This is a genomic window from Pseudoalteromonas sp. OANN1, from assembly GCF_024124685.1.
Taxonomy (GTDB): domain Bacteria; phylum Pseudomonadota; class Gammaproteobacteria; order Enterobacterales; family Alteromonadaceae; genus Pseudoalteromonas; species Pseudoalteromonas piscicida.
On the sequence record NZ_JAMXSE010000030.1, the window covers coordinates 24,865 to 42,524 of the forward strand.

Annotated in this window: 19 protein-coding genes; 11 read left to right on the plus strand and 8 right to left on the minus strand. The window is 46.1% G+C overall.

Features of this window, described 5'->3' with window-relative positions; translation table 11 throughout:
• Positions 1-38 precede the first annotated feature (38 nt).
• The 3 genes from NH462_RS20140 to cyaY are packed head-to-tail and all read right to left on the minus strand — an operon-like array spanning position 39 to position 1,960.
• Positions 39-938, minus strand: a complete 900-nt coding sequence (locus NH462_RS20140) for a DUF2914 domain-containing protein (protein WP_253107550.1) — start codon at positions 936-938, stop codon at positions 39-41.
• Positions 939-983: 45 nt separating this feature from the next.
• A complete protein-coding gene (locus tag NH462_RS20145; RefSeq protein ID WP_253107552.1) occupies positions 984-1,640 on the minus strand; it encodes an alpha/beta hydrolase in 657 nt (218 codons plus the stop codon).
• Complete coding sequence (gene cyaY, locus NH462_RS20150) at positions 1,640-1,960, minus strand: iron donor protein CyaY (protein WP_010378141.1); 321 nt, start codon at positions 1,958-1,960, stop codon at positions 1,640-1,642. Before cyaY ends, NH462_RS20145 begins: the two co-directional genes overlap by 1 nt.
• Before the next feature lie 155 nt (positions 1,961-2,115).
• Between cyaY and NH462_RS20155 the strand changes: the two genes are divergently transcribed.
• The 8 genes from NH462_RS20155 (at position 2,116) to NH462_RS20190 (ending at position 9,457) form a co-directional block, all read left to right on the plus strand.
• Positions 2,116-2,292: a lipoprotein gene (locus NH462_RS20155; protein ID WP_010378139.1), complete on the plus strand. Its 177-nt coding sequence runs from the start codon at positions 2,116-2,118 to the stop codon at positions 2,290-2,292.
• Between the two features lies 1 nt (position 2,293).
• Positions 2,294-3,547 (plus strand): diaminopimelate decarboxylase, encoded by a 1,254-nt coding sequence (gene lysA / locus NH462_RS20160; protein ID WP_010378137.1) that lies wholly within the window; start codon positions 2,294-2,296, stop codon positions 3,545-3,547.
• A 127-nt stretch (positions 3,548-3,674) separates the two neighbouring features.
• Positions 3,675-4,505 (plus strand): diaminopimelate epimerase, encoded by an 831-nt coding sequence (gene dapF, locus NH462_RS20165; protein ID WP_010378136.1) that lies wholly within the window; start codon positions 3,675-3,677, stop codon positions 4,503-4,505.
• Positions 4,502-5,128, plus strand: coding sequence for a DUF484 family protein (locus NH462_RS20170; RefSeq protein WP_253107554.1), 627 nt, complete (start codon positions 4,502-4,504; stop codon positions 5,126-5,128). Before dapF ends, NH462_RS20170 begins: the two co-directional genes overlap by 4 nt.
• The gene (locus NH462_RS20175) at positions 5,125-6,048 is read left to right on the plus strand and encodes a tyrosine recombinase XerC (protein WP_253107556.1); all 924 of its coding nucleotides are present in this window, start codon (positions 5,125-5,127) and stop codon (positions 6,046-6,048) included. Before NH462_RS20170 ends, NH462_RS20175 begins: the two co-directional genes overlap by 4 nt.
• A 2-nt stretch (positions 6,049-6,050) precedes the next feature.
• Positions 6,051-6,752 carry an HAD-IA family hydrolase gene (locus NH462_RS20180; protein ID WP_206472100.1) on the plus strand — a complete coding sequence of 234 codons (702 nt, stop codon included), beginning with the start codon at positions 6,051-6,053 and terminating at the stop codon, positions 6,750-6,752.
• 84 nt (positions 6,753-6,836) lie between these two features.
• Positions 6,837-8,348, plus strand: coding sequence for a peptide MFS transporter (locus NH462_RS20185; protein ID WP_010604223.1), 1,512 nt, complete (start codon positions 6,837-6,839; stop codon positions 8,346-8,348).
• 239 nt (positions 8,349-8,587) lie between these two features.
• Entirely contained in the window at positions 8,588-9,457 is an 870-nt protein-coding gene (locus NH462_RS20190; protein ID WP_253107558.1) for an SDR family oxidoreductase, read from the plus strand.
• A 3-nt stretch (positions 9,458-9,460) separates the two neighbouring features.
• Here NH462_RS20190 and NH462_RS20195 read toward each other — a convergent pair whose 3' ends face one another.
• Positions 9,461-9,766 (minus strand): DUF6482 family protein, encoded by a 306-nt coding sequence (locus NH462_RS20195; RefSeq protein ID WP_010378127.1) that lies wholly within the window; start codon positions 9,764-9,766, stop codon positions 9,461-9,463.
• Between the two features lie 81 nt (positions 9,767-9,847).
• Here NH462_RS20195 and NH462_RS20200 point away from each other — a divergent pair, with 81 nt between their 5' ends.
• Positions 9,848-10,540 carry a pseudouridine synthase gene (locus NH462_RS20200; protein ID WP_253107597.1) on the plus strand — a complete coding sequence of 231 codons (693 nt, stop codon included), beginning with the start codon at positions 9,848-9,850 and terminating at the stop codon, positions 10,538-10,540.
• 23 nt (positions 10,541-10,563) lie between these two features.
• Here NH462_RS20200 and NH462_RS20205 read toward each other — a convergent pair whose 3' ends face one another.
• Positions 10,564-10,950, minus strand: a complete 387-nt coding sequence (locus NH462_RS20205) for an MAPEG family protein (RefSeq protein WP_010378123.1) — start codon at positions 10,948-10,950, stop codon at positions 10,564-10,566.
• A 304-nt stretch (positions 10,951-11,254) separates the two neighbouring features.
• Here NH462_RS20205 and NH462_RS20210 point away from each other — a divergent pair, with 304 nt between their 5' ends.
• The gene (locus NH462_RS20210; RefSeq protein WP_253107560.1) at positions 11,255-12,124 is read left to right on the plus strand and encodes a DMT family transporter; all 870 of its coding nucleotides are present in this window, start codon (positions 11,255-11,257) and stop codon (positions 12,122-12,124) included.
• Here the strand turns inward: NH462_RS20210 and NH462_RS20215 are convergent.
• Together NH462_RS20215 and NH462_RS20220 are read right to left on the minus strand one after the other, a co-directional pair.
• Positions 12,111-12,425, minus strand: a complete 315-nt coding sequence (locus tag NH462_RS20215; protein ID WP_010378121.1) for a multidrug efflux SMR transporter — start codon at positions 12,423-12,425, stop codon at positions 12,111-12,113. The two genes, NH462_RS20210 and NH462_RS20215, sit on opposite strands and share 14 nt — an antisense overlap.
• 1 nt (position 12,426) lies before the next feature.
• Positions 12,427-13,953, minus strand: coding sequence for a bifunctional GNAT family N-acetyltransferase/carbon-nitrogen hydrolase family protein (locus tag NH462_RS20220; protein WP_010378119.1), 1,527 nt, complete (start codon positions 13,951-13,953; stop codon positions 12,427-12,429).
• A 157-nt stretch (positions 13,954-14,110) separates the two neighbouring features.
• Here NH462_RS20220 and NH462_RS20225 point away from each other — a divergent pair, with 157 nt between their 5' ends.
• Complete coding sequence (locus tag NH462_RS20225; protein WP_253107562.1) at positions 14,111-15,181, plus strand: diguanylate cyclase; 1,071 nt, start codon at positions 14,111-14,113, stop codon at positions 15,179-15,181.
• A 27-nt stretch (positions 15,182-15,208) separates the two neighbouring features.
• On the opposite strand, the gene NH462_RS20230 is transcribed toward NH462_RS20225, so the two are convergent.
• A complete protein-coding gene (locus NH462_RS20230; RefSeq protein WP_253107564.1) occupies positions 15,209-17,494 on the minus strand; it encodes a penicillin acylase family protein in 2,286 nt (761 codons plus the stop codon).
• Between the last annotated feature and the right edge of the window lie 166 nt (positions 17,495-17,660).

A 17,660-nucleotide genomic window follows, 5' to 3' on the forward strand; every position in this document is an offset into this window, starting at 1 on the left:
TCAGTAACGTGCTGCCATACACAATGCTGCGAGTAAGATTATTGCTGACTATTATCCACAATACGGAACGTCTTTTGGGCAAGCAGTTGTCCAGACTGCGTCACCACCTCAACACGCCAATCCCCGGTTTGACTCGGCATGACGTTCTTACTTGAATAAGTACGATAGCGCGCGGCTTGGATCGGCAGCTCCACTTCTGCCATCAGCTCGTCTTGATGAAACCACAGGTGCGACACCACTTGATCTTTAAGCGCGTGTACTTCAGTGAAAAAGTAAAGCTTGTCACTAAACTGAGTGGTCGCAATCACGTCTTTCAACACGTTCGTTGGTTCGCGGTCATCAATCAGAGTAGTAAGTACAGCGCGGCTGATAAATTGCGTGTCGATTTTTGCCCCTAGCGCGACACTGGCTATGCGCGCTTCAGCATCAAATTGATTCTTAGCTTCAGCCCTTGTTTCTGTTTCTGTTTCTGTTTCTGTTTCTGTTTCTGTTTCTGTTTCTGTTTCTGTTTCTGTTTCTGTTTCTGTTTCTTCAGAAGTTTGTTGTTGCACTTGGTCTAACGCAATGACTTGAGCGACCTCTATTGAGGTCGTCGCGGCACCAGCAGAAGTGAGTTCAGGTGTCGTTAAAACACTATCGACTGAGGTATTCGCACTTAGCAGCTCGCCCTCATCCTCCTCATTAGAGACTACCGATGCAGGAGAATCATTCAGCGATGTATCGGTTTTCGCTATGGTGGCATGCATAGGTACTGCCACTTGGACATCATCTTCATCTGCGTTGACGTTATCCACGACACCATAAACACCCGCGGTTGCAATGCCAGCAAATGCTGCCGTTGCCATAAAAATGCGTTTCCAGTGCCATTGATAGGTCACCGCTGAGGGCTCTGAGGGTTGCTTACTCACCGACGTTTTTATGACAATCTTTTGTGACATTGCTTTGCTCCTGTATCTGTCACCAGTACCTTATACCACTTAATATTAATCGCTCAGTCTCGTTATTAACCAAGCGCGAATGGCTTTTAACTCTTCAAGACATACCTGATGCTCCATTGGGTAGTCTTGCCAGCTCACTTCATAGCCTTGCTGTTGTAACGTGTTAAATGCGTGCTCACCTGCAAACATCGGCACGACAGGATCAGCACTGCCATGCGCCATAAAAATAGTGAGCTCGCTTTGCTGTGCTTCTGCGCTGAGCTTTTCAGGCACACACATATAAGTTGATAGTGCCATGACACCGGCCAATTTAACAGTTAAACGCGGTGCAAGATGGAGCGCAATCACCCCCCCTTGAGAAAAACCAGCTAGGATAATACGGTTAGCTGGAATACCTTTATCTAACTGTGCCTGAATTAACGCTTCGACCTGAGCTGATGAGTCTCGCACACCTTGCTCATCCGCTCTTTTATCCAGATCAAATGATTTAATGTCATACCAAGCACGCATCACCATGCCACCATTTATGGTGACCGGCTGCTGTGGTGCATGTGGGAAAATAAAGTGTGCACCCAATTCGTCAGGCAGGTTTAACTCAGATGCAATCGGTAAAAAGCCGTTACCTGAATCGCCTAAACCATGGAGCCAAATAATACTCGCTTTATGTTGCCCTTTGGCAGGATAATCTACAAATTCCAACATTAATCGTGCTGCCACTCTATTGCGATATTTGCCTGCTTAGTCGCCGCATCGCTCATAAACTGCCAAAACTCAGCACCGGAGCGATTATCAATCCACTGATCGCCACGCAACTCAAAGTGATGACCATTAAACTTAGTCGCCACCCAGACTTGGTGCAATGGTGCTTGTTTGTTGATAACAATTTTGCTCTTGTCAGGGAAAATAATCTCTAGAATTCCCGATGCTGATTCGTAATCTAAATCAGCGTCACAATCATCGATCTGCTCTTCAATAGTCAACATTAGCGCATCGGCTAACTCATGATATTCACTTTCTGTCATCGTGATTTCCTCTTACTGACGCACTGCGGCATGGTGCCTAAGCTTAACTCGCTATTTGAGCAATTTGATGAAGACGAAATTTCAATAGCGAAAAGCTGCTTTTTTTATCAATTCTGTTACTCTGCGATTATAAAGGCACTGACACGAATTATCTAATGAAAGCGACACCTTATAAATTTAGCGTAACGGCACTTGTTTTTACTACTTTAATCGGATTATCGGGTTGCGGTCAAAGCGGTCCGCTTTATTTGCCTGAACAACAGGCTAAAAAATCAAACCAACCGAAAGCAGCACAAGCAAAGCAGCCTGAAGCAGAACAACAGGAGCGTTAAAATGGATTATTTCAATTATCAAAACGGCGAGCTATTCGCTGAAGATGTCGCCATCACCACAATCGCCGAGCAATATGGCACTCCCTGCTATGTCTACTCGAAGAAGACTTTAGCGCGGCATTATCACGCTTTTACGGATGCCGCAGCCGGTCATCCCCACTTGGTGTGCTACGCAGTAAAGGCGAATTCAAATATTGCCGTGTTGAACGTCTTGGCTCAGCTTGGCTCTGGCTTTGATATTGTGTCAAAGGGCGAACTCGCGCGAGTGCTAAAAGCTGGGGGAGATCCCCAAAAAGTCGTTTTTTCTGGTGTTGCGAAAACGGAAGATGAAATCGCGTTTGCGCTTGAGACTGGTATTAAATGCTTTAATGTTGAGTCGATTGCAGAGCTTCATCGGATCAGTGAAGTGGCAACCAGACTGGATAAGATTGCGCCAATTTCATTGCGTGTAAACCCAGATATCGATGCAAAAACTCACCCTTATATTTCAACTGGGTTAAAAGAGAACAAATTTGGTATTGATATCAAAGCCGCATTTGATGTTTACCAGCTCGCTTATGCCCTACCGGGTTTAAAAGTGGTTGGGATCGACTTCCACATCGGCTCTCAGTTGGTTGAGGTTAATCCATTTTTAGCGGCGTTAGATAAAGTGCTGGCGCTAATTTCTCAACTTGAAAAAGCGGGAATTTACTTGCATCACCTCGATATCGGTGGCGGTCTTGGCGTGCCTTATGACGGTGAAAAACCGCCGCATCCGAGTGCTTACGCTGCAGAGATTAAAGCACGATTGGCGCAGTTCAATGATCTAGAACTCATTTTTGAGCCTGGTAGAGCGATTGCCGCCAATGCCGGTGTGCTGGTGACTAAAGTCGAATTTATTAAGCCAACCGAGCATAAGCATTTTGCCATTGTTGATGCCGGCATGAACGACATGTTACGACCATCGCTTTATCAGGCTTGGCAAAATATCGTACCAGTCACACCGCGAGACGACGTTGACGCGATAAATTACGACGTGGTTGGTCCAGTATGTGAAACGGGTGATTTTCTAGGTAAAGACCGAGTACTTAAAATTAAGGCGGGCGACTTATTAGTACAGCGTAGTGCAGGCGCTTATGGCTTTACCATGAGTTCAAATTACAACTCACGCCCCCGCTGTGCAGAAGTCATGGTTGATAACAACCAACACCATCTAATCCGCCAAAGAGAGCCGTTAGAATCTCTGTGGCAATTTGAGCAACTACTGCCACAATAATCCGACTTGGATACGTCCTAGGGATGCAAAACAAGGCTTAATGCCAAGCAGCTTCCCTAGCCGAGGTATCCATGGCAAAGTATTAGCAAAGTGAGGCCATGGTTTTATACCAAAAGATAACCACTCTATGTTTATAAACTTTTCAAAAATGCATGGTTTAGGCAACGACTTTGTGGTGATAGATAATGTCACCCAAAATGTGTTTTTGTCTCGAGACCAAATTAAGAAGTTAGCCGATCGCCACTTTGGAATTGGCTTTGATCAGCTGTTGATGGTTGAAGCGCCTTATTCCCCGGACTTAGATTTTCATTATCGTATTTTCAATGCCGATGGTAACGAAGTTGAGCAATGTGGTAACGGTGCTCGCTGTTTTGCTCGTTTTGTGCGCATGAAGGGCTTAACGAACAAACACAAGGTTTGTGTCTCTACAAAGGGCGGCAATATCACCCTTTATACCGAAAAAGACGGCCAAGTTACCGTGAATATGGGCAAACCGAACTTTAACCCACAAGCCATTCCGTTTCGTGCAAACAAACAAGAAAACACCTATATTTTAAGAGCCGACGAACATACGGTGTTTTGTAGCACGGTTTCTATGGGCAATCCTCATGGCGTGATTATTGTCGATAGTGTAGAAACCGCTGAGGTAGCTACACTCGGACCACTCCTTGAACACCATGAACGTTTCCCACAAAAGGCCAATATTGGCTTTATGGAAGTTGTTTCTCGTGAATACGTTAAGCTACGAGTTTGGGAACGCGGCGCCGGCGAAACACTTGCCTGTGGCACAGGGGCATGTGCCGCCGTAGTTGCAGGCATAATGCAAGGTAAGTTAGAAGAAACCGTTAGGGTCGACCTACCAGGAGGTAGTCTTCAGGTGCGTTGGGGTGGTCAAGGTCAAGTAGTGAAAATGACCGGACCGGCGGAGCATGTTTTTGATGGGCAAATCGCAATATGACCATAAAAGAAGCAAATTCAACTGAACAATTAGTCATTGAGTACCTGCGCAAGCATCCTGATTTTTTGCTCAGGCACCCTTATGTGCTATTGGATTTGCAGCTACACCACCAGCAGCAAGGGCTCCCAAACCTTGCTTTGCACCAACAGCGGATGCTCCGCGACAAAGTCAACTCACTACAGCAACAGATCGAAGACATGGTCCATTATGCAAAAGCCAACGAGCTGGTTTTCAAGCAATTGAGTGAATGCCAATTGGCTATCATGCGTTGTACTGAGTTGAGTGCTATCAATCATACGTTAGCACAGCGCTTTGAGGACCACCCGGACATCCAAGCATGTAAACTCATCAACATCGATGATACGCTTTTGGAACTAGTGTCAGCTAAACTGAGCAGTAACAACTGCTACTTAGGACGACTCAGTCCGTCACAAGCTGAACTCTTGTTTGCCGATATTGAAGTAGGATCGGTAGCACTTTACCGCGTTGATGCGTCAGACAAAGGTCGCTTTATTCTGGCCTTTGCCAGCCGCTCACCAGAACACTTTTCGCCACAACATGACAATATGTTGATCACGGCTTTTATTCAAACATTATCGCTTAAGCTCGAAGCGCTGGCATGAGCCTAACACCACTATCGGAAGATTGGACGCAACCAGTAACCGCCTTTATGGCACACTTGCGCCACGAAAAGCACTACTCAGAACATACGCTAACCCAATACAACACTCAGCTTATTCAAGCAGCGCAGTACTTTTGTGAACACGCCTCCTCTTGGCTTGAAGTCAGTGGCGAGCAAATCCGCCGCTACAGCATGAAGCTTCGCGGTCAAAATTACAGCCCAAGAACCATCAACCTTAAGCTCAGTTGTATTCGGAGCTTATATAAATTTCTCAAGCTCAAGTCACAATCGCAACAGGCAGTCGTCAATCCCGCGCAAGGGATCCGAGGGCCTAAGTTTCAAAAGCCACTCCCAAAGAACCTTGATGTTGACCAAATGGGACAACTTCTGGAAATTCAGGCAGATGATGCGCTTGCCATTCGTGACAAAGCCATGATGGAATTAATGTATTCCAGTGGTTTGCGATTAAGCGAGTTGATTGGCGCAAACCTATTGGATGTCAAAGACGGTGAAATACGCGTGCTTGGTAAAGGCGGCAAGGAGCGTGTTGTGCCTGTCGGTGGTAAAGCGCTAAACGCACTAGCTGATTGGCTCAAAATAAGGCCGCAATTTGCAACATTGGAAGAACCCGCGCTTTTTGTGAGCAAATTAAAGCGCCGGATCAGCCCTCGCCATGTCCGCGCAAGAATGAAAGAATGGGGTCTGAAACAAGGGGTTAGTACACCTATTCACCCCCATAAACTGAGGCACTCGTTCGCCAGCCACATGCTAGAATCCAGCGGTGACTTGCGCGCGGTACAAGAGATGCTTGGACATGCCAGCTTATCAGCCACTCAGGTCTACACCCATTTAGATTTTCAACATTTAGCAAAAGTGTATGATAGCGCTCACCCAAGAGCGAAAAAGCAAAAAGACGAGTAACAATGAGATTCAATAAGCCCATTTCAGACATTGCCGCCATCAGTTTTGATTTAGACGATACACTATACGACAACAGGCCTATTATCATTGCGGCCGTTAACGCCATGACAGCGCACCTGAATACTATTCCCGAGTGGCAAGCGAGGGGGCGATCATTCTGGTCTCAGTGTCGAAACGAAACGCTCAAACAAAACAGTGCGCTTGCAGAAGATGTGACAAAGTGGCGTCAAGTGGCACTTGAATGGGGCTTCACGGCACTGGGCTTTGATACCGCAACAAGTAGACAGCACGCACTACGTGCCTACCAAGCCTTTGCCGATGCCCGCAGTAATATCACGGTCAGCGACGCCGTCATCAGCCTGCTTGCTCAGTTACGCAGTCAATATCACATTATTGCTATCACTAATGGTAATGTCGAGATAGATAAATTTAATCTTCGCGATAGTTTTGACTTAGTGCTTCGCGCTGGAATTGATGGCCGCGCTAAACCTCACCCTGAGCTTTACCAGCTTGCCTGCCAGCATTTTAACCTTGCACCACATCAACTTCTGCATGTTGGCGATAGCTTAGATACCGATGTACAAGGAGCACACCGTGCTGGCTGCCCTAGTGTTTGGCTTCGCAATCACTTTGCACCATACCAGTACAAAGGATTAGCCAATGTGGAAATCGATGACATACAAATGTTAAAAAAGATGATGTAATGTTTCCTTTCATGCGGTTGCATTCGGTGCTTGAATAACGTACTAATATTGACTTCCAAAAAACGATAATAATGGAAGTGAAATATGTCATCACAGGACACAACAAGTGACACAGGCTTTTTTGGTCATCCAAAAGGTCTGTTTACACTGTTTCTCACCGAGATGTGGGAGCGAATGAGTTATTATGGCATGCGTGCCATGTTAGTGCTTTTCATGACGGCAACCTTACAACAAGAAGGCCTTGGTTTTACTGTCGCATCTGCAGCCGCAATATATGGCCTCTACACTGGTTCGGTTTATTTCTTAGGGTTACCTGGCGGATGGATAGCCGACCGCCTCCTTGGTGGTCAACGCGCGGTTTGGTACGGCGGGATCATCATCATGTGTGGCCACATTATTCTCGCCATTCCTAGCGAGTTTTCTTTTTTTGTGGGCCTTATCTTTGTTGCCAGTGGTACGGGCTTATTAAAGCCAAACATCAGTGCCATGGTTGGGCAGCTCTATAATGATGAGGATAATCGTCGTGACAGTGGTTACGCCATTTATTATATGGGGATCAATTTAGGCTCTGTGATTGGTTATATGGTGTGCGGCTACTTTATGGAAAATGTCGGCTGGCACTGGGCCTTTGGCGCAGCGGCTGTCGGTATGGCAGTCGGCCTTATCACGTATCGTTTAACAGGCAAACATATTGCCACTGTCGGTAACGAGCCAACTAACCCCATGAAAGGAAAAGAGAGCGTAAAAGCATGGAGTGCTATAGGCCTTGCAATTGCGGCTGTCGCAGCAGTTACCATTGCTGCATTTACTGGCGTATTAGTGATAAACCCTGTGGTACTGGCAAAGTATGTAGCCTTCGCTTTCACCATTACGTTTTTCTTGTACTATGGTTATATCTACTTTGCTGGAAACCTAGATGAAAATGAAAAGCGCCGAATGTGGGCTCTCTTTTTGGTTTGCGTTGCCTCTACCTGCTTTTGGTCTGGCTTTGAGCAAGCAGGCTCTTCGCTTAACCTCTTTGCTCGTGATTATACGGACCGCTTAATAGGCAGCTTTAGTATTCCCACAGCTTGGTTTCAATCTGCCAATGCCTTTTTCATTATTATCTTATCACCTTTCTTTGCAGCGCTTTGGATTAACTTAGCCAAGCGTATGATCACGCCAACCTATAGCGTAAAATGTGCGATTGGTCTGATCATCATGGCGAGCGGATTTATTGTAATGTTTTTCGCTTCTCAATATGCAGCCCAAGGCCTACAAGTAGCACCAATGTGGTTGATCACCACTTACTTTCTGCACACCGTGGGTGAGCTTTGTTTAAGCCCAGTGGCGTTGAGCGCAGTAAGTAAGTTATCTCCCAAACGTTTTGCTGGGCAAATGATGGGGGTTTTCGTACTCACTTACTCAATTGGTAATATCTTCTCGGGTCTGCTCGCTGGTAGCTTTGATCCTAATAATATCGAAGACTTACCAAATCTATACCTACAAATTGCGCTATTTACTATCGGTATTGGTGTATTTGTCGGTGTACTTGGTCTAAAAACCAAGCATTGGGAAAAGCAATCTGAAAAGCCGCTGACAGAGCAAACGGCTTAAACGAATTGGAGATGTAGGAGTGATGATGATGACTTCTACATCTTAAATTCAGCTGAAATCGGCACGCCCATTACCGCTTGGTGTCTATATCAACAAAAACACATACGGTTCAATAAACTTTTATTATTCATTTCTGTAGCTCGATTCCTTGTACAAAATAGGGTTACACAATACAAATCTGTAGTTTTTCGTCCAACTTTGCTACTGTACTTGCTCTTTTAAAAAGGATGCTGTTTTCTATGTCTAAAGTCATGATCACTGGTGCAACGGGCTTACTTGGCCGCGCACTTTGCCAAGAGCTAAGTAGTACCCACGAGATTTTAGGATGTGGCTTTAGCCGAGCAGCCGCGCCACTTCACAAACTTGACTTGGCTGACCACAATTCGGTTTTAGATTTCTTAGATAATCACAGCCCAGAGGTACTGATTCACGCAGCAGCAGAGCGTAGGCCAGAGCAATGTGAGCGAGATCAAGCGGCCACGCTTGCGCTCAATGTTGCGGCAACCGAGTTCTTAGCCCAAGCCTGCCGCGAAAGAGATATTCGATTTTTCTTTATTAGTACTGACTATGTGTTTGACGGCACCTCAGCACCTTATGTTGAAACGGATATCACTAATCCTGTGAACTTCTACGGCCAAACCAAGCAAGCTGCGGAACGTGCCATACTGGCGGATAGCGCATTACACACCATAGTACGAGTGCCAGTATTATACGGCGAGGTAAAAACGCTGGAAGAATCTGCGGTAACCGTTATTGCAAAACAGCTGTTAGCCAACCCCGCTTCCAGTCACGATCATTGGGCCATTCGCTACCCCACCCACGTCAATGATATTGCGCTAACGCTCAAAGATGTTATCGCACAGCCTAGTCTTAGTGGGATTATTCATATCAGTGGCAATCAAGCATTAACTAAGTATGAAATGGCGCTGGTCATGGCGAAGGCTTTGCAGCTACCGACGCAAGATCTCGTGCCGCTGAACCAACCGAGCGACGATGCCACAAGACCACAAAATTGTGCTCTAAAAGACACCAGATTGATTAACATGGGGATCGCTCACCACCGCGATTTTGCAACCGCGGTGAGTGAAGTACTCACAAAACACAGATAACGCTTAAAACAGGTTATTACGACCGAAGGGCACTTCTAGTGTATTGTCATTGGCTGAAACTGGGTGCCCTACCATCTCGTCATAAGCGCTTTGATGCCTAATCACCATTTCTATGTAGCTAATATCAAGCAGGCGTTTTTGAATTTGCAGCGGGTTATGTGCTTTTAAAAACTCGCCATTTTCTTCCGTGACATAATATTCCACATTATTAATAAGCACACTGACTTGATAAAGCGCTAAATCGATGGAATGCACTATTACCTTTTGCAGCGGTTGATGTTGTTTTAACTTTGAAAACGCAATGGCCATTGATATTCCCCATGCATAGATCCAAACAGTCTGTTGCCCTACAATACGCGCTGTTATCTCTTTTTGATCATGTGAATGTCTATGTCCTATCCGATGCGTTTGGCCAAATATCTCAGCCACTGCGGTGTTTGCTCTAGGCGACAAGCGTCTCGCTTAATTGATAGCGCAAGAGTGACCGTAAATGGCCGCTTGGCCAACCACATAGATCACATCAATTTGACCGATTGCATTATGGTCGATGGTGAACCGGTCGCGCCGCCGCAAGCGAGAAGACTTTTTGTTTACCATAAACCTGTTGGTATAGACTGCAAAGTGAATCCAGATGACCCTGCCAGTATCTACCATGTACTTCCAGAGTTGTGTCGTGTGTATCCGATAGGTCGGCTAGACAAAGACAGTCGAGGCTTACTACTACTTACCAATGATGGGGCACTGTGTCAGCAGTTAATCCACCCTGACCATCATCAAGAGAAAGAATATGAGGTGCAAGTTGACAAGCCTCTGGACCCAGATTTTTGCCTTAAAATGGCAGCCGGCGTGCCAGTGAAGGGCCAAATAACCCTCCCCTGTACCGTTGAGCAAATCGCACATGACCGCTTTAGAATAGTGTTACGCCAAGGCCTCAATCGCCAAATAAGAAGAATGGCACATTACTGTGGTTATCGGGTTATCGACTTATACCGAGTGCGTATCGCAAACTTAGCATTGGCACAGTTGGAGGTTAACTCTGCTGAAGTGAAAGAGATTTCAGCAGAGTTAATTCAGTTGACCTAAGTGTAGAGTCACGCAAAGGACGACTATACACCACACACCACAATAATGGCGATAGCACAGCCGAGCCCTAGCGCCCATACGATGGAGCGCAGCACGTCAATATTCGCCCAATACAGCACACAATATAATGCTCGAGCGACAATATGGCCTATGGCTAGCCATTCGACTAGAGAAGTGTAGGTTTGGGTGCCAAACGCAACGGCTAAGGCGACAGCAAACACGGATAATGACTCAAAACAGTTTTGATGCGCGGCCAGCGCTCTTGCCCCCAGCCCAGTCAGTTTCTTTTGCTGTTCACGCGGGTGCTTGTTGTCATAGCCCCCTTCTTTGTTCATCGCCACTGCCACAGGAATTTTGGCAAAATAAGGTAGTAAGATGGCAAGAATTGCACAGATAATTAGTATACCCACAAGATACTCCTTCAACCTTTTGATTATTCAACTCAGTAGAGCAGAATAGCGTTAAAAAGAAAAGCCATAAGTGAATACGTAATACCCTAGCCTATGGCCCAATCTTGTAGCATCGACGTCAATCATATCGTGATACTGAAAATTGAACATGTGGCAAATTGTCGCAGTACGCCAACCACAAGAGTGCTTCTGTAGCACCTTGAATACACATTGAATTATTTTCACTATCACGATAATTCATTTATTCAGACTCGCTCCTATCCGGTATGCTGATACACATTCGAGCATTGTAGAGTCACCTCTCATGTGGATTTTGTTCACCTTACTAGCTGCTTTTTCTCAGGCTTGGCGAAATGCTTTTCAAAGCAAATTGAGTGAAAGCGCCTCCACAGCCAGCGTCACCCTCGCAAGATTTATTTTAGCCAGCCCACTTGCGGGGTTATATCTTTGGAGCCTTTACCAGATTGCTCCCGCAGAGCCGCTCGCCATTAACGATGACTTTTTAGCCTTTGTGCTGGGTGCCAGTATCATGCAGATCATCGCGACGGGGTTAATGGTGGTGCTGTTTAAGCAAAACAATTACGCCATAGGCGCTGGACTTGCGAAGAGCGAGGCACTCGTGGCGGCGATTTTGGGCGTACTCTTTTTTGGCTCAAGCTTAACTTTACTCGGTTGGTTTGGTGTCTTTATCGGCGCCATCGCGGTGTTGTTATTGAGCGGTTTTAGCCTACGTGCTTTCAATGGTAAAACTGCACTAGTGGGACTTGCCTGTGGAACAAGCTTCGCGCTTACTTCTCTTTGGGTGCGTGAAGCCAGTATCGCATCGGGCCTACCTTTTCCTCACAGTGCAGCATGGGTGCTACTGTTGGTGCTGGTTTGCCAAACTGTGATGCTGAGTATGTATATGACGATACGAGAACCACACTCTTGTCGGGTACTTTGGCAACGTCGCAAACTGACAGTAGCAATTAGTGTCAGCAGCTGTATCGGTTCTATAGGTTGGTTTAGCGCAATGAGCCTTGAGCATGTAGCTTACGTGAAAACACTCGGCCAAATCGAAGTGTTTTTTACTTTGCTTATCTCATTCTTATGGCTCAAAGCGCCGGTGAAGAAGCGCGACTCAATGGGACTCTTACTCATCGCCATCGCGGCGATTTTGGTTATGCTAACTTAAGTACCACAACCCCACTGATGATAAATAATACGCCCAAGTAGCGCATAAAACTACTTGGGTCACCGTAAAAGAAGATACCCACTAAGAATGTGCCTGCCGCGCCAATACCCGTCCACACGGCATACGAGGTACCCAATGGAATTTGCTTTTGCGCCAGCCATAGCATCCAGCCGCTCAAGGCCATAAAACCAACGGCTATCACTATGCCTAACCAACGAGTATCGGCTTGTTGCGCCATTTTCAGACCAACGGGCCAACCTATTTCAAACAGGCCAGCCATAATTAAATAAACCCACGCCATACTATTTTTGTTTCAACTCCACGGAATACAGGTCTTTTCTTCGGTCTCGTAAATTACGCACCGTCCCTTCACTATGCAATATTTTGAGTTTATCTAAGTCTAAGTCACTAAATAACAGCATTTCCGTATTTGGTGTTGCTTCGTTGAGCGCGGCATCATGAGGAAAAGCAAAGTCCGATGGCGTCAACACCGCTGACTGCGCGTACTGTACATCTAGGCTTTCTACCTGAGGTAAGTTGCCAACACTGCCTGCAATAACGACGTAGCATTCGTTTTCAACCGCACGGGCCTGTGCACAGTGCCTTACCCTTAAGTAGCTGTTTTTCGTATCAGTCCAAAATGGTACAAACAAAATATCCAGCCCTTTTTCAGCCATGATCCGCGATAACTCTGGAAACTCCACGTCGTAGCATACTTGGATCCCTACTCGGCCTGCGTCCGTATCGAACACCTCTATTTTATCACCGCCTTTGATAACCCAATCGTAGTCTTCGTGAGGGGTGATATGAATTTTACGTTGTTCATCCACTTTGCCAGAGCGGTGACATAAGTAACTGACGTTATAGAGCTTGTCGCCCTCAAGTAGCGGCATAGAGCCCGTGATAATATTGGCATTGTACTCGATCGCCATTTGCGACATAGCGGCTCTAAACTGCTCGGTATACGTCGCCAATGCACGAATAGCTTCGGTCTGATTTCTATAGCTTCCGAGCCCCATTAGTGGCGCGTTGAAGAATTCAGGGAACAGGATAAAGTCACTTTGGTAATCCGAGACCGTGTCCACGAAATACTCAACCTGCTTCATTAACTCCTCTACCGATTCCACCCGGCGCATCTGCCACTGCACGGCCCCCACTCTGACGATGGTTTTCTTGCTTTCGATCACGGTATCGGTAGGCTCGAAGAGAATGTTATTCCACTCAAGTAGGGTCGCATAGCCTTCGGAGTCCTGATCTTCCGGCAGATATTGTTTAAGCAGTCGCTTTACTTGGAAGTCGTTGGCAAGTTGGAAGCTTAGAATGGGGTCGTGTAATTCTTTATGATCGACTTTGTTTATATATTCCATTGGCGACATACTGCCACGGAATTGCTTATAAAGCGGGATACGACCACCTGCTAAAATCGCACGTAAGTTGTACTGACGACAAAGCTCTTTACGGGCATCATACAGTCGTCGACCAAGACGTAGACCACGATGGCTTTTGGCTATCACTACGTCCAGCCCGTACAGCGCATCTGCATTACTATCACTAAAAATTCGGCTATGCGCGTCGACAATGTCTTCATAGGTATGCGGGTTAGAAAAGGTTTGATAGTCAACTTGAACACTCAGCGCGATACCGACGAGACGCTCACCGTCTTTAACACCGATCTGTCCCTCAGGAAACTGGTCAATCAACCTAAATATCGTATGACTAGGCCACGCACCACCGAGATCAGGGTAGGCTTCATCCATTAAAGATTTAACCTGATCGTAGTCAGACTTTTCTAGGTTACATAGCGTGATCCGCGCTTTTTCTACAGACATATCAACTCCAAAGCTTTTATTATCTACCTATCTCTCACTCTACTACAGCGAACCTTGCTGGATGCTGAGCGAATAACCAGAGCTTAGGTCAAATAGACGGCAAATCACAATAGAGCTTCTATACTTATTTTATTGTGAATACCACAAGAGCTTACGTTTGACTAAATACCACCCTTATAGCAAACCAGACCAAGTAGAAGCATTAAAATTTGCATTATTACGACGCGTGGCCGCGTATTGCATGTGGCTACACGCCGGCCTCATTGTTGTCTTTTGGCATTTAGAGGTGAACATGCTTGCTTTGGTAAACGTGGGTAGTGTACTGATGTGGTACGCTGGCATTAAACTCATTGATGCGAGTAAACCCTCTATTGCACTGCGGGTTTTCTGCCTTGAAGTCGCCATCCATGCGACGCTGGTGTGTGCCTATCTCGGCATGTCACTTGGATTTCAGTACTATCTCTGGACAGTGTCTTGCCTCATGCTGCTAGATTACCAACTCAGATTACGTAATGCCGTAATTTATTCCGTTGTGTTAATCACGCTATTCGCAGTCTTAGAATTATTGTTTGGTGATATTGCCTATCAATATCGCTATCAACAGTTAATTCCCTATGTGCATTTTGCCAATGTGCTCATATGTGGTATTCCGATGATCTACACGATCAGCCACATACGTAAAATGACGGTGCAACAAAGAGACAAATTAGAAGAGCTCGCTGCACACGACCCGCTCACACAAATGTTCAACCGTCGCTATGCGCGCGAGTTAATCACCCATGCTAAAGAAAACTGTATCTCTACTCACTCTCCTTTATGTTTGGTAATGGCGGATATCGACCACTTTAAAAAAATCAATGACACCTTTGGCCATGACAAAGGAGATCAAATTTTAAAAAGTGTGGCCGAAACAATCAAAGCACATATTCACCCTGCAGACATTGCAGTTCGTTGGGGTGGTGAAGAGTTTTTAATCGTGCTGGCGCCTTGTTCAAGTGGAGAAGCAATACAGCGCATGGAAAAATTACGACGAGCCGTAGAGACCACCAGTTTTGAAAACGACATTCTTAAAGTCACTATGAGTTTTGGCGTTGCAAATTGGGATCCTAGCCAAACTTTTGAGGTCGTCATTCAACACGCGGATGCCGCACTTTACGACAGCAAACATTCAGGTCGGAACCGTGTTACCGCGGCACCGATTTTGCGTGTATCGGAGGGTGTAAGTTAACCCTTCCGATACGTCCAGTGCAAAGCATTACTTAGGTGAAATGACTATCTGGTGAGTTAATTCACCAGGTAGCAAGGGGGTATTCTCCCCTTCGGCATAATCAGCAAATCCAGACCGATAAAACGGCGATAACGGATGTCCACTTTGGCCACCAGCAACCGTTAAAATTGCATTTTGTAAATGACCCGGTTGTGCGATAAAGCGCTGCGATGCGCCGAAAGATTTACCCTGCACCGCAGGCATAAAGGTATCACCAAAAGCTTGTGCGGTTGGCATATCTAACAAACCACTCAGCATTGGCATTTGTTTTGAAAAAGGATGCTGCACCTTAAGTGCATTGACATCCCCCCAGCGCCAAGCAGCCATATTACTGCCATATCTTTCGCTAAGTTTCTGCTTGGCAAGCTTGTAAGCAGCCAACTCTAACTCAACCCAAGAGCCATGCTCGCCCAACCAGCTATTTGGCTGCTCGGTTAAGAGCTGCCAGAGTCCGGGTTCAAGATAACGCTTAACCGGCTTCAGCGACAATTTTTGCGTGTTTAAGTGCTGCTCCAAGGGTGCGAAAAGAGTGTCGATCAGTGCATTGCGGTAGGCTTTCACTAAGGTGTAACCGACTGAACCGGCACACGCACAGCCCTGCCAGTCATTAAGGAGCGAAATATCATTTTCAAAAGATGCGGAATGTTGGTTTTGCAATAGGGATACTAAGTGCTCGTGCCACGGCGCTAAAAACTTAGCGCGATTGTCCAATTGCAGCTGATAGAAATCCGCTTCCGTAAACTGCTGCTGAGCTAAAAGTCCATCGCGGATCTGCACGGCACGTGCACCTAACGCATAGCCGCCATCACCAAACCTTTGATTATCTGCAACTGAAACCACGCGAGAGTTAGCCGTCCACAATTTACCGTTTTCAGGGTTTTGCACAACCGGGCGAACTTGTTCGTTGTTCTGCCACGCTTGCTCATATTGCTCTGTATTCAACGCCGTGTTATGAGTCATTTTACGTGCAGGAATAGCCCCCATCGGCGTCCAAGCAGCTGCTCCTTTACTGTCTACCACCATCAAATTTTGTACAGGGATCCCTACCTTTTTGGCATGCTCTGTTGCTTGTTGAACTTCGGTTAAGCACTCAAGTTGCACAAGCTCTAGGTTTACGGCATAGGGTTGATGAGCAACCCAACTCAGCGCTAGCTTCTTATCTCCAAGTTGTTTAACGGGACCAAATGTACTCATTTCTAATTGATAGGTATGACTTTTGCCATCAGGCAATTTAATTTCTTCAGCAATGAACTGCGTCTTGGTGTCTGCGTCAAGCTCAATCCAATCGGCTGTATCTAAATAACCATTGGTGAATCCCCACGCTATGCGATTATTGCTTCCAACCACAATGGCTGGAGCGCCTGGTAACGACACCCCAGTTACCTGAATTGCATGGCCCTGATCCTGATAATTAAGCTGGGCACGATACCAAATCGACGGCACATTTAAGCCAAGGTGCATATCGTCGGATAACATTGCCGATCCTGTCTTTGTAAGCGCACCAGTTACGGCCCAATTATTACTGCCGTAAAGCGGCACATCAGCAATATGTGATGGCTGAGCTTGCACGATTTGTTGCTGTAATGCAGGAATAGTAACTGGCGATGCCGTAAGTACACTGTTATCCAAAGCAGCCTGATATTGACTAGGCTGCAAGATAAAATCGAGCATATCTTGACCATATTGCTGCTTAAGCGCAATTAGGGTTTCATCGCGCTCATAAGTACCTGCTTGCAAGTCTAGATACATGCTAAAAATAGTGAGTAAGCTGTCTTCTGGCTGCCATGGTGCAGGAGTTGCACCTAGAAGCAGGTATTCAAAACTGGTGAAGCCTGATTGTACTCGCCCATCGTTCACCCCTTGTGTATAACGCTCAAGGATTTGTCTATGCGCTTCAGGTAAGGACATCAGGATAAGCTTTGCCCGTTTTCTGAATTGATGGAAACGCATGCTTTCATCAAGGCCAATGGCCGCCGAGCCAAATAACTCACTCAATTCACCTGCGGCATTGCGACGCAGCAGATCCATTTGAAAAAAACGGTCCTGACCATGTGCAAAACCCAATCCATACGACGCATCTGCTCGGGTGTCAGCCGACACCACAGCTTGCCCCATGGCATCGCGTGCTACCGTTACTGTATTATCGATCTCCGATGTACTACCTTTACCATCCAGTGCGGGCAAACTTAGCGCAAGTAAGCCATATATACTTGCAGTACCAAGCAATACCAGTAACAGCAGAGCGACAACAATTCGTTTAATCCAAGTAAGCATGACCATCCCTTAACAATGTATCTAGCGCTAATTTATGCCTAGAAGATATAGCATGTCATTGGCTAATAAACCAATATTCTCGACTTTGTCACAGTTATAAGACAATCAAGTTAAAGCATTTTATTTTGGTTAATTAGATTTCGCTTTGCGAGGACTGAACTATAGT

What these genes read in the sequence shown, in the direction of transcription:
- cyaY (WP_010378141.1), bottom strand. Translation starts at nt 1,960, where the DNA reads ATGACAGAAAGTGAATATCATGAGTTAGCCGATGCGCTAATGTTGACT.
- NH462_RS20175 (WP_253107556.1), top strand. Translation starts at nt 5,125, where the DNA reads ATGAGCCTAACACCACTATCGGAAGATTGGACGCAACCAGTAACCGCC.
- NH462_RS20185 (WP_010604223.1), top strand. Translation starts at nt 6,837, where the DNA reads ATGTCATCACAGGACACAACAAGTGACACAGGCTTTTTTGGTCATCCA.
- NH462_RS20215 (WP_010378121.1), bottom strand. Translation starts at nt 12,425, where the DNA reads ATGGCGTGGGTTTATTTAATTATGGCTGGCCTGTTTGAAATAGGTTGG.
- NH462_RS20145 (WP_253107552.1), bottom strand. Translation starts at nt 1,640, where the DNA reads ATGTTGGAATTTGTAGATTATCCTGCCAAAGGGCAACATAAAGCGAGT.
- NH462_RS20140 (WP_253107550.1), bottom strand. Translation starts at nt 938, where the DNA reads ATGTCACAAAAGATTGTCATAAAAACGTCGGTGAGTAAGCAACCCTCA.
- lysA (WP_010378137.1), top strand. Translation starts at nt 2,294, where the DNA reads ATGGATTATTTCAATTATCAAAACGGCGAGCTATTCGCTGAAGATGTC.
- NH462_RS20170 (WP_253107554.1), top strand. Translation starts at nt 4,502, where the DNA reads ATGACCATAAAAGAAGCAAATTCAACTGAACAATTAGTCATTGAGTAC.
- dapF (WP_010378136.1), top strand. Translation starts at nt 3,675, where the DNA reads ATGTTTATAAACTTTTCAAAAATGCATGGTTTAGGCAACGACTTTGTG.
- NH462_RS20210 (WP_253107560.1), top strand. Translation starts at nt 11,255, where the DNA reads ATGTGGATTTTGTTCACCTTACTAGCTGCTTTTTCTCAGGCTTGGCGA.
- NH462_RS20220 (WP_010378119.1), bottom strand. Translation starts at nt 13,953, where the DNA reads ATGTCTGTAGAAAAAGCGCGGATCACGCTATGTAACCTAGAAAAGTCT.
- NH462_RS20230 (WP_253107564.1), bottom strand. Translation starts at nt 17,494, where the DNA reads ATGCTTACTTGGATTAAACGAATTGTTGTCGCTCTGCTGTTACTGGTA.
- NH462_RS20190 (WP_253107558.1), top strand. Translation starts at nt 8,588, where the DNA reads ATGTCTAAAGTCATGATCACTGGTGCAACGGGCTTACTTGGCCGCGCA.
- NH462_RS20195 (WP_010378127.1), bottom strand. Translation starts at nt 9,766, where the DNA reads ATGGCCATTGCGTTTTCAAAGTTAAAACAACATCAACCGCTGCAAAAG.
- NH462_RS20180 (WP_206472100.1), top strand. Translation starts at nt 6,051, where the DNA reads ATGAGATTCAATAAGCCCATTTCAGACATTGCCGCCATCAGTTTTGAT.
- NH462_RS20155 (WP_010378139.1), top strand. Translation starts at nt 2,116, where the DNA reads ATGAAAGCGACACCTTATAAATTTAGCGTAACGGCACTTGTTTTTACT.
- NH462_RS20200 (WP_253107597.1), top strand. Translation starts at nt 9,848, where the DNA reads ATGTCCTATCCGATGCGTTTGGCCAAATATCTCAGCCACTGCGGTGTT.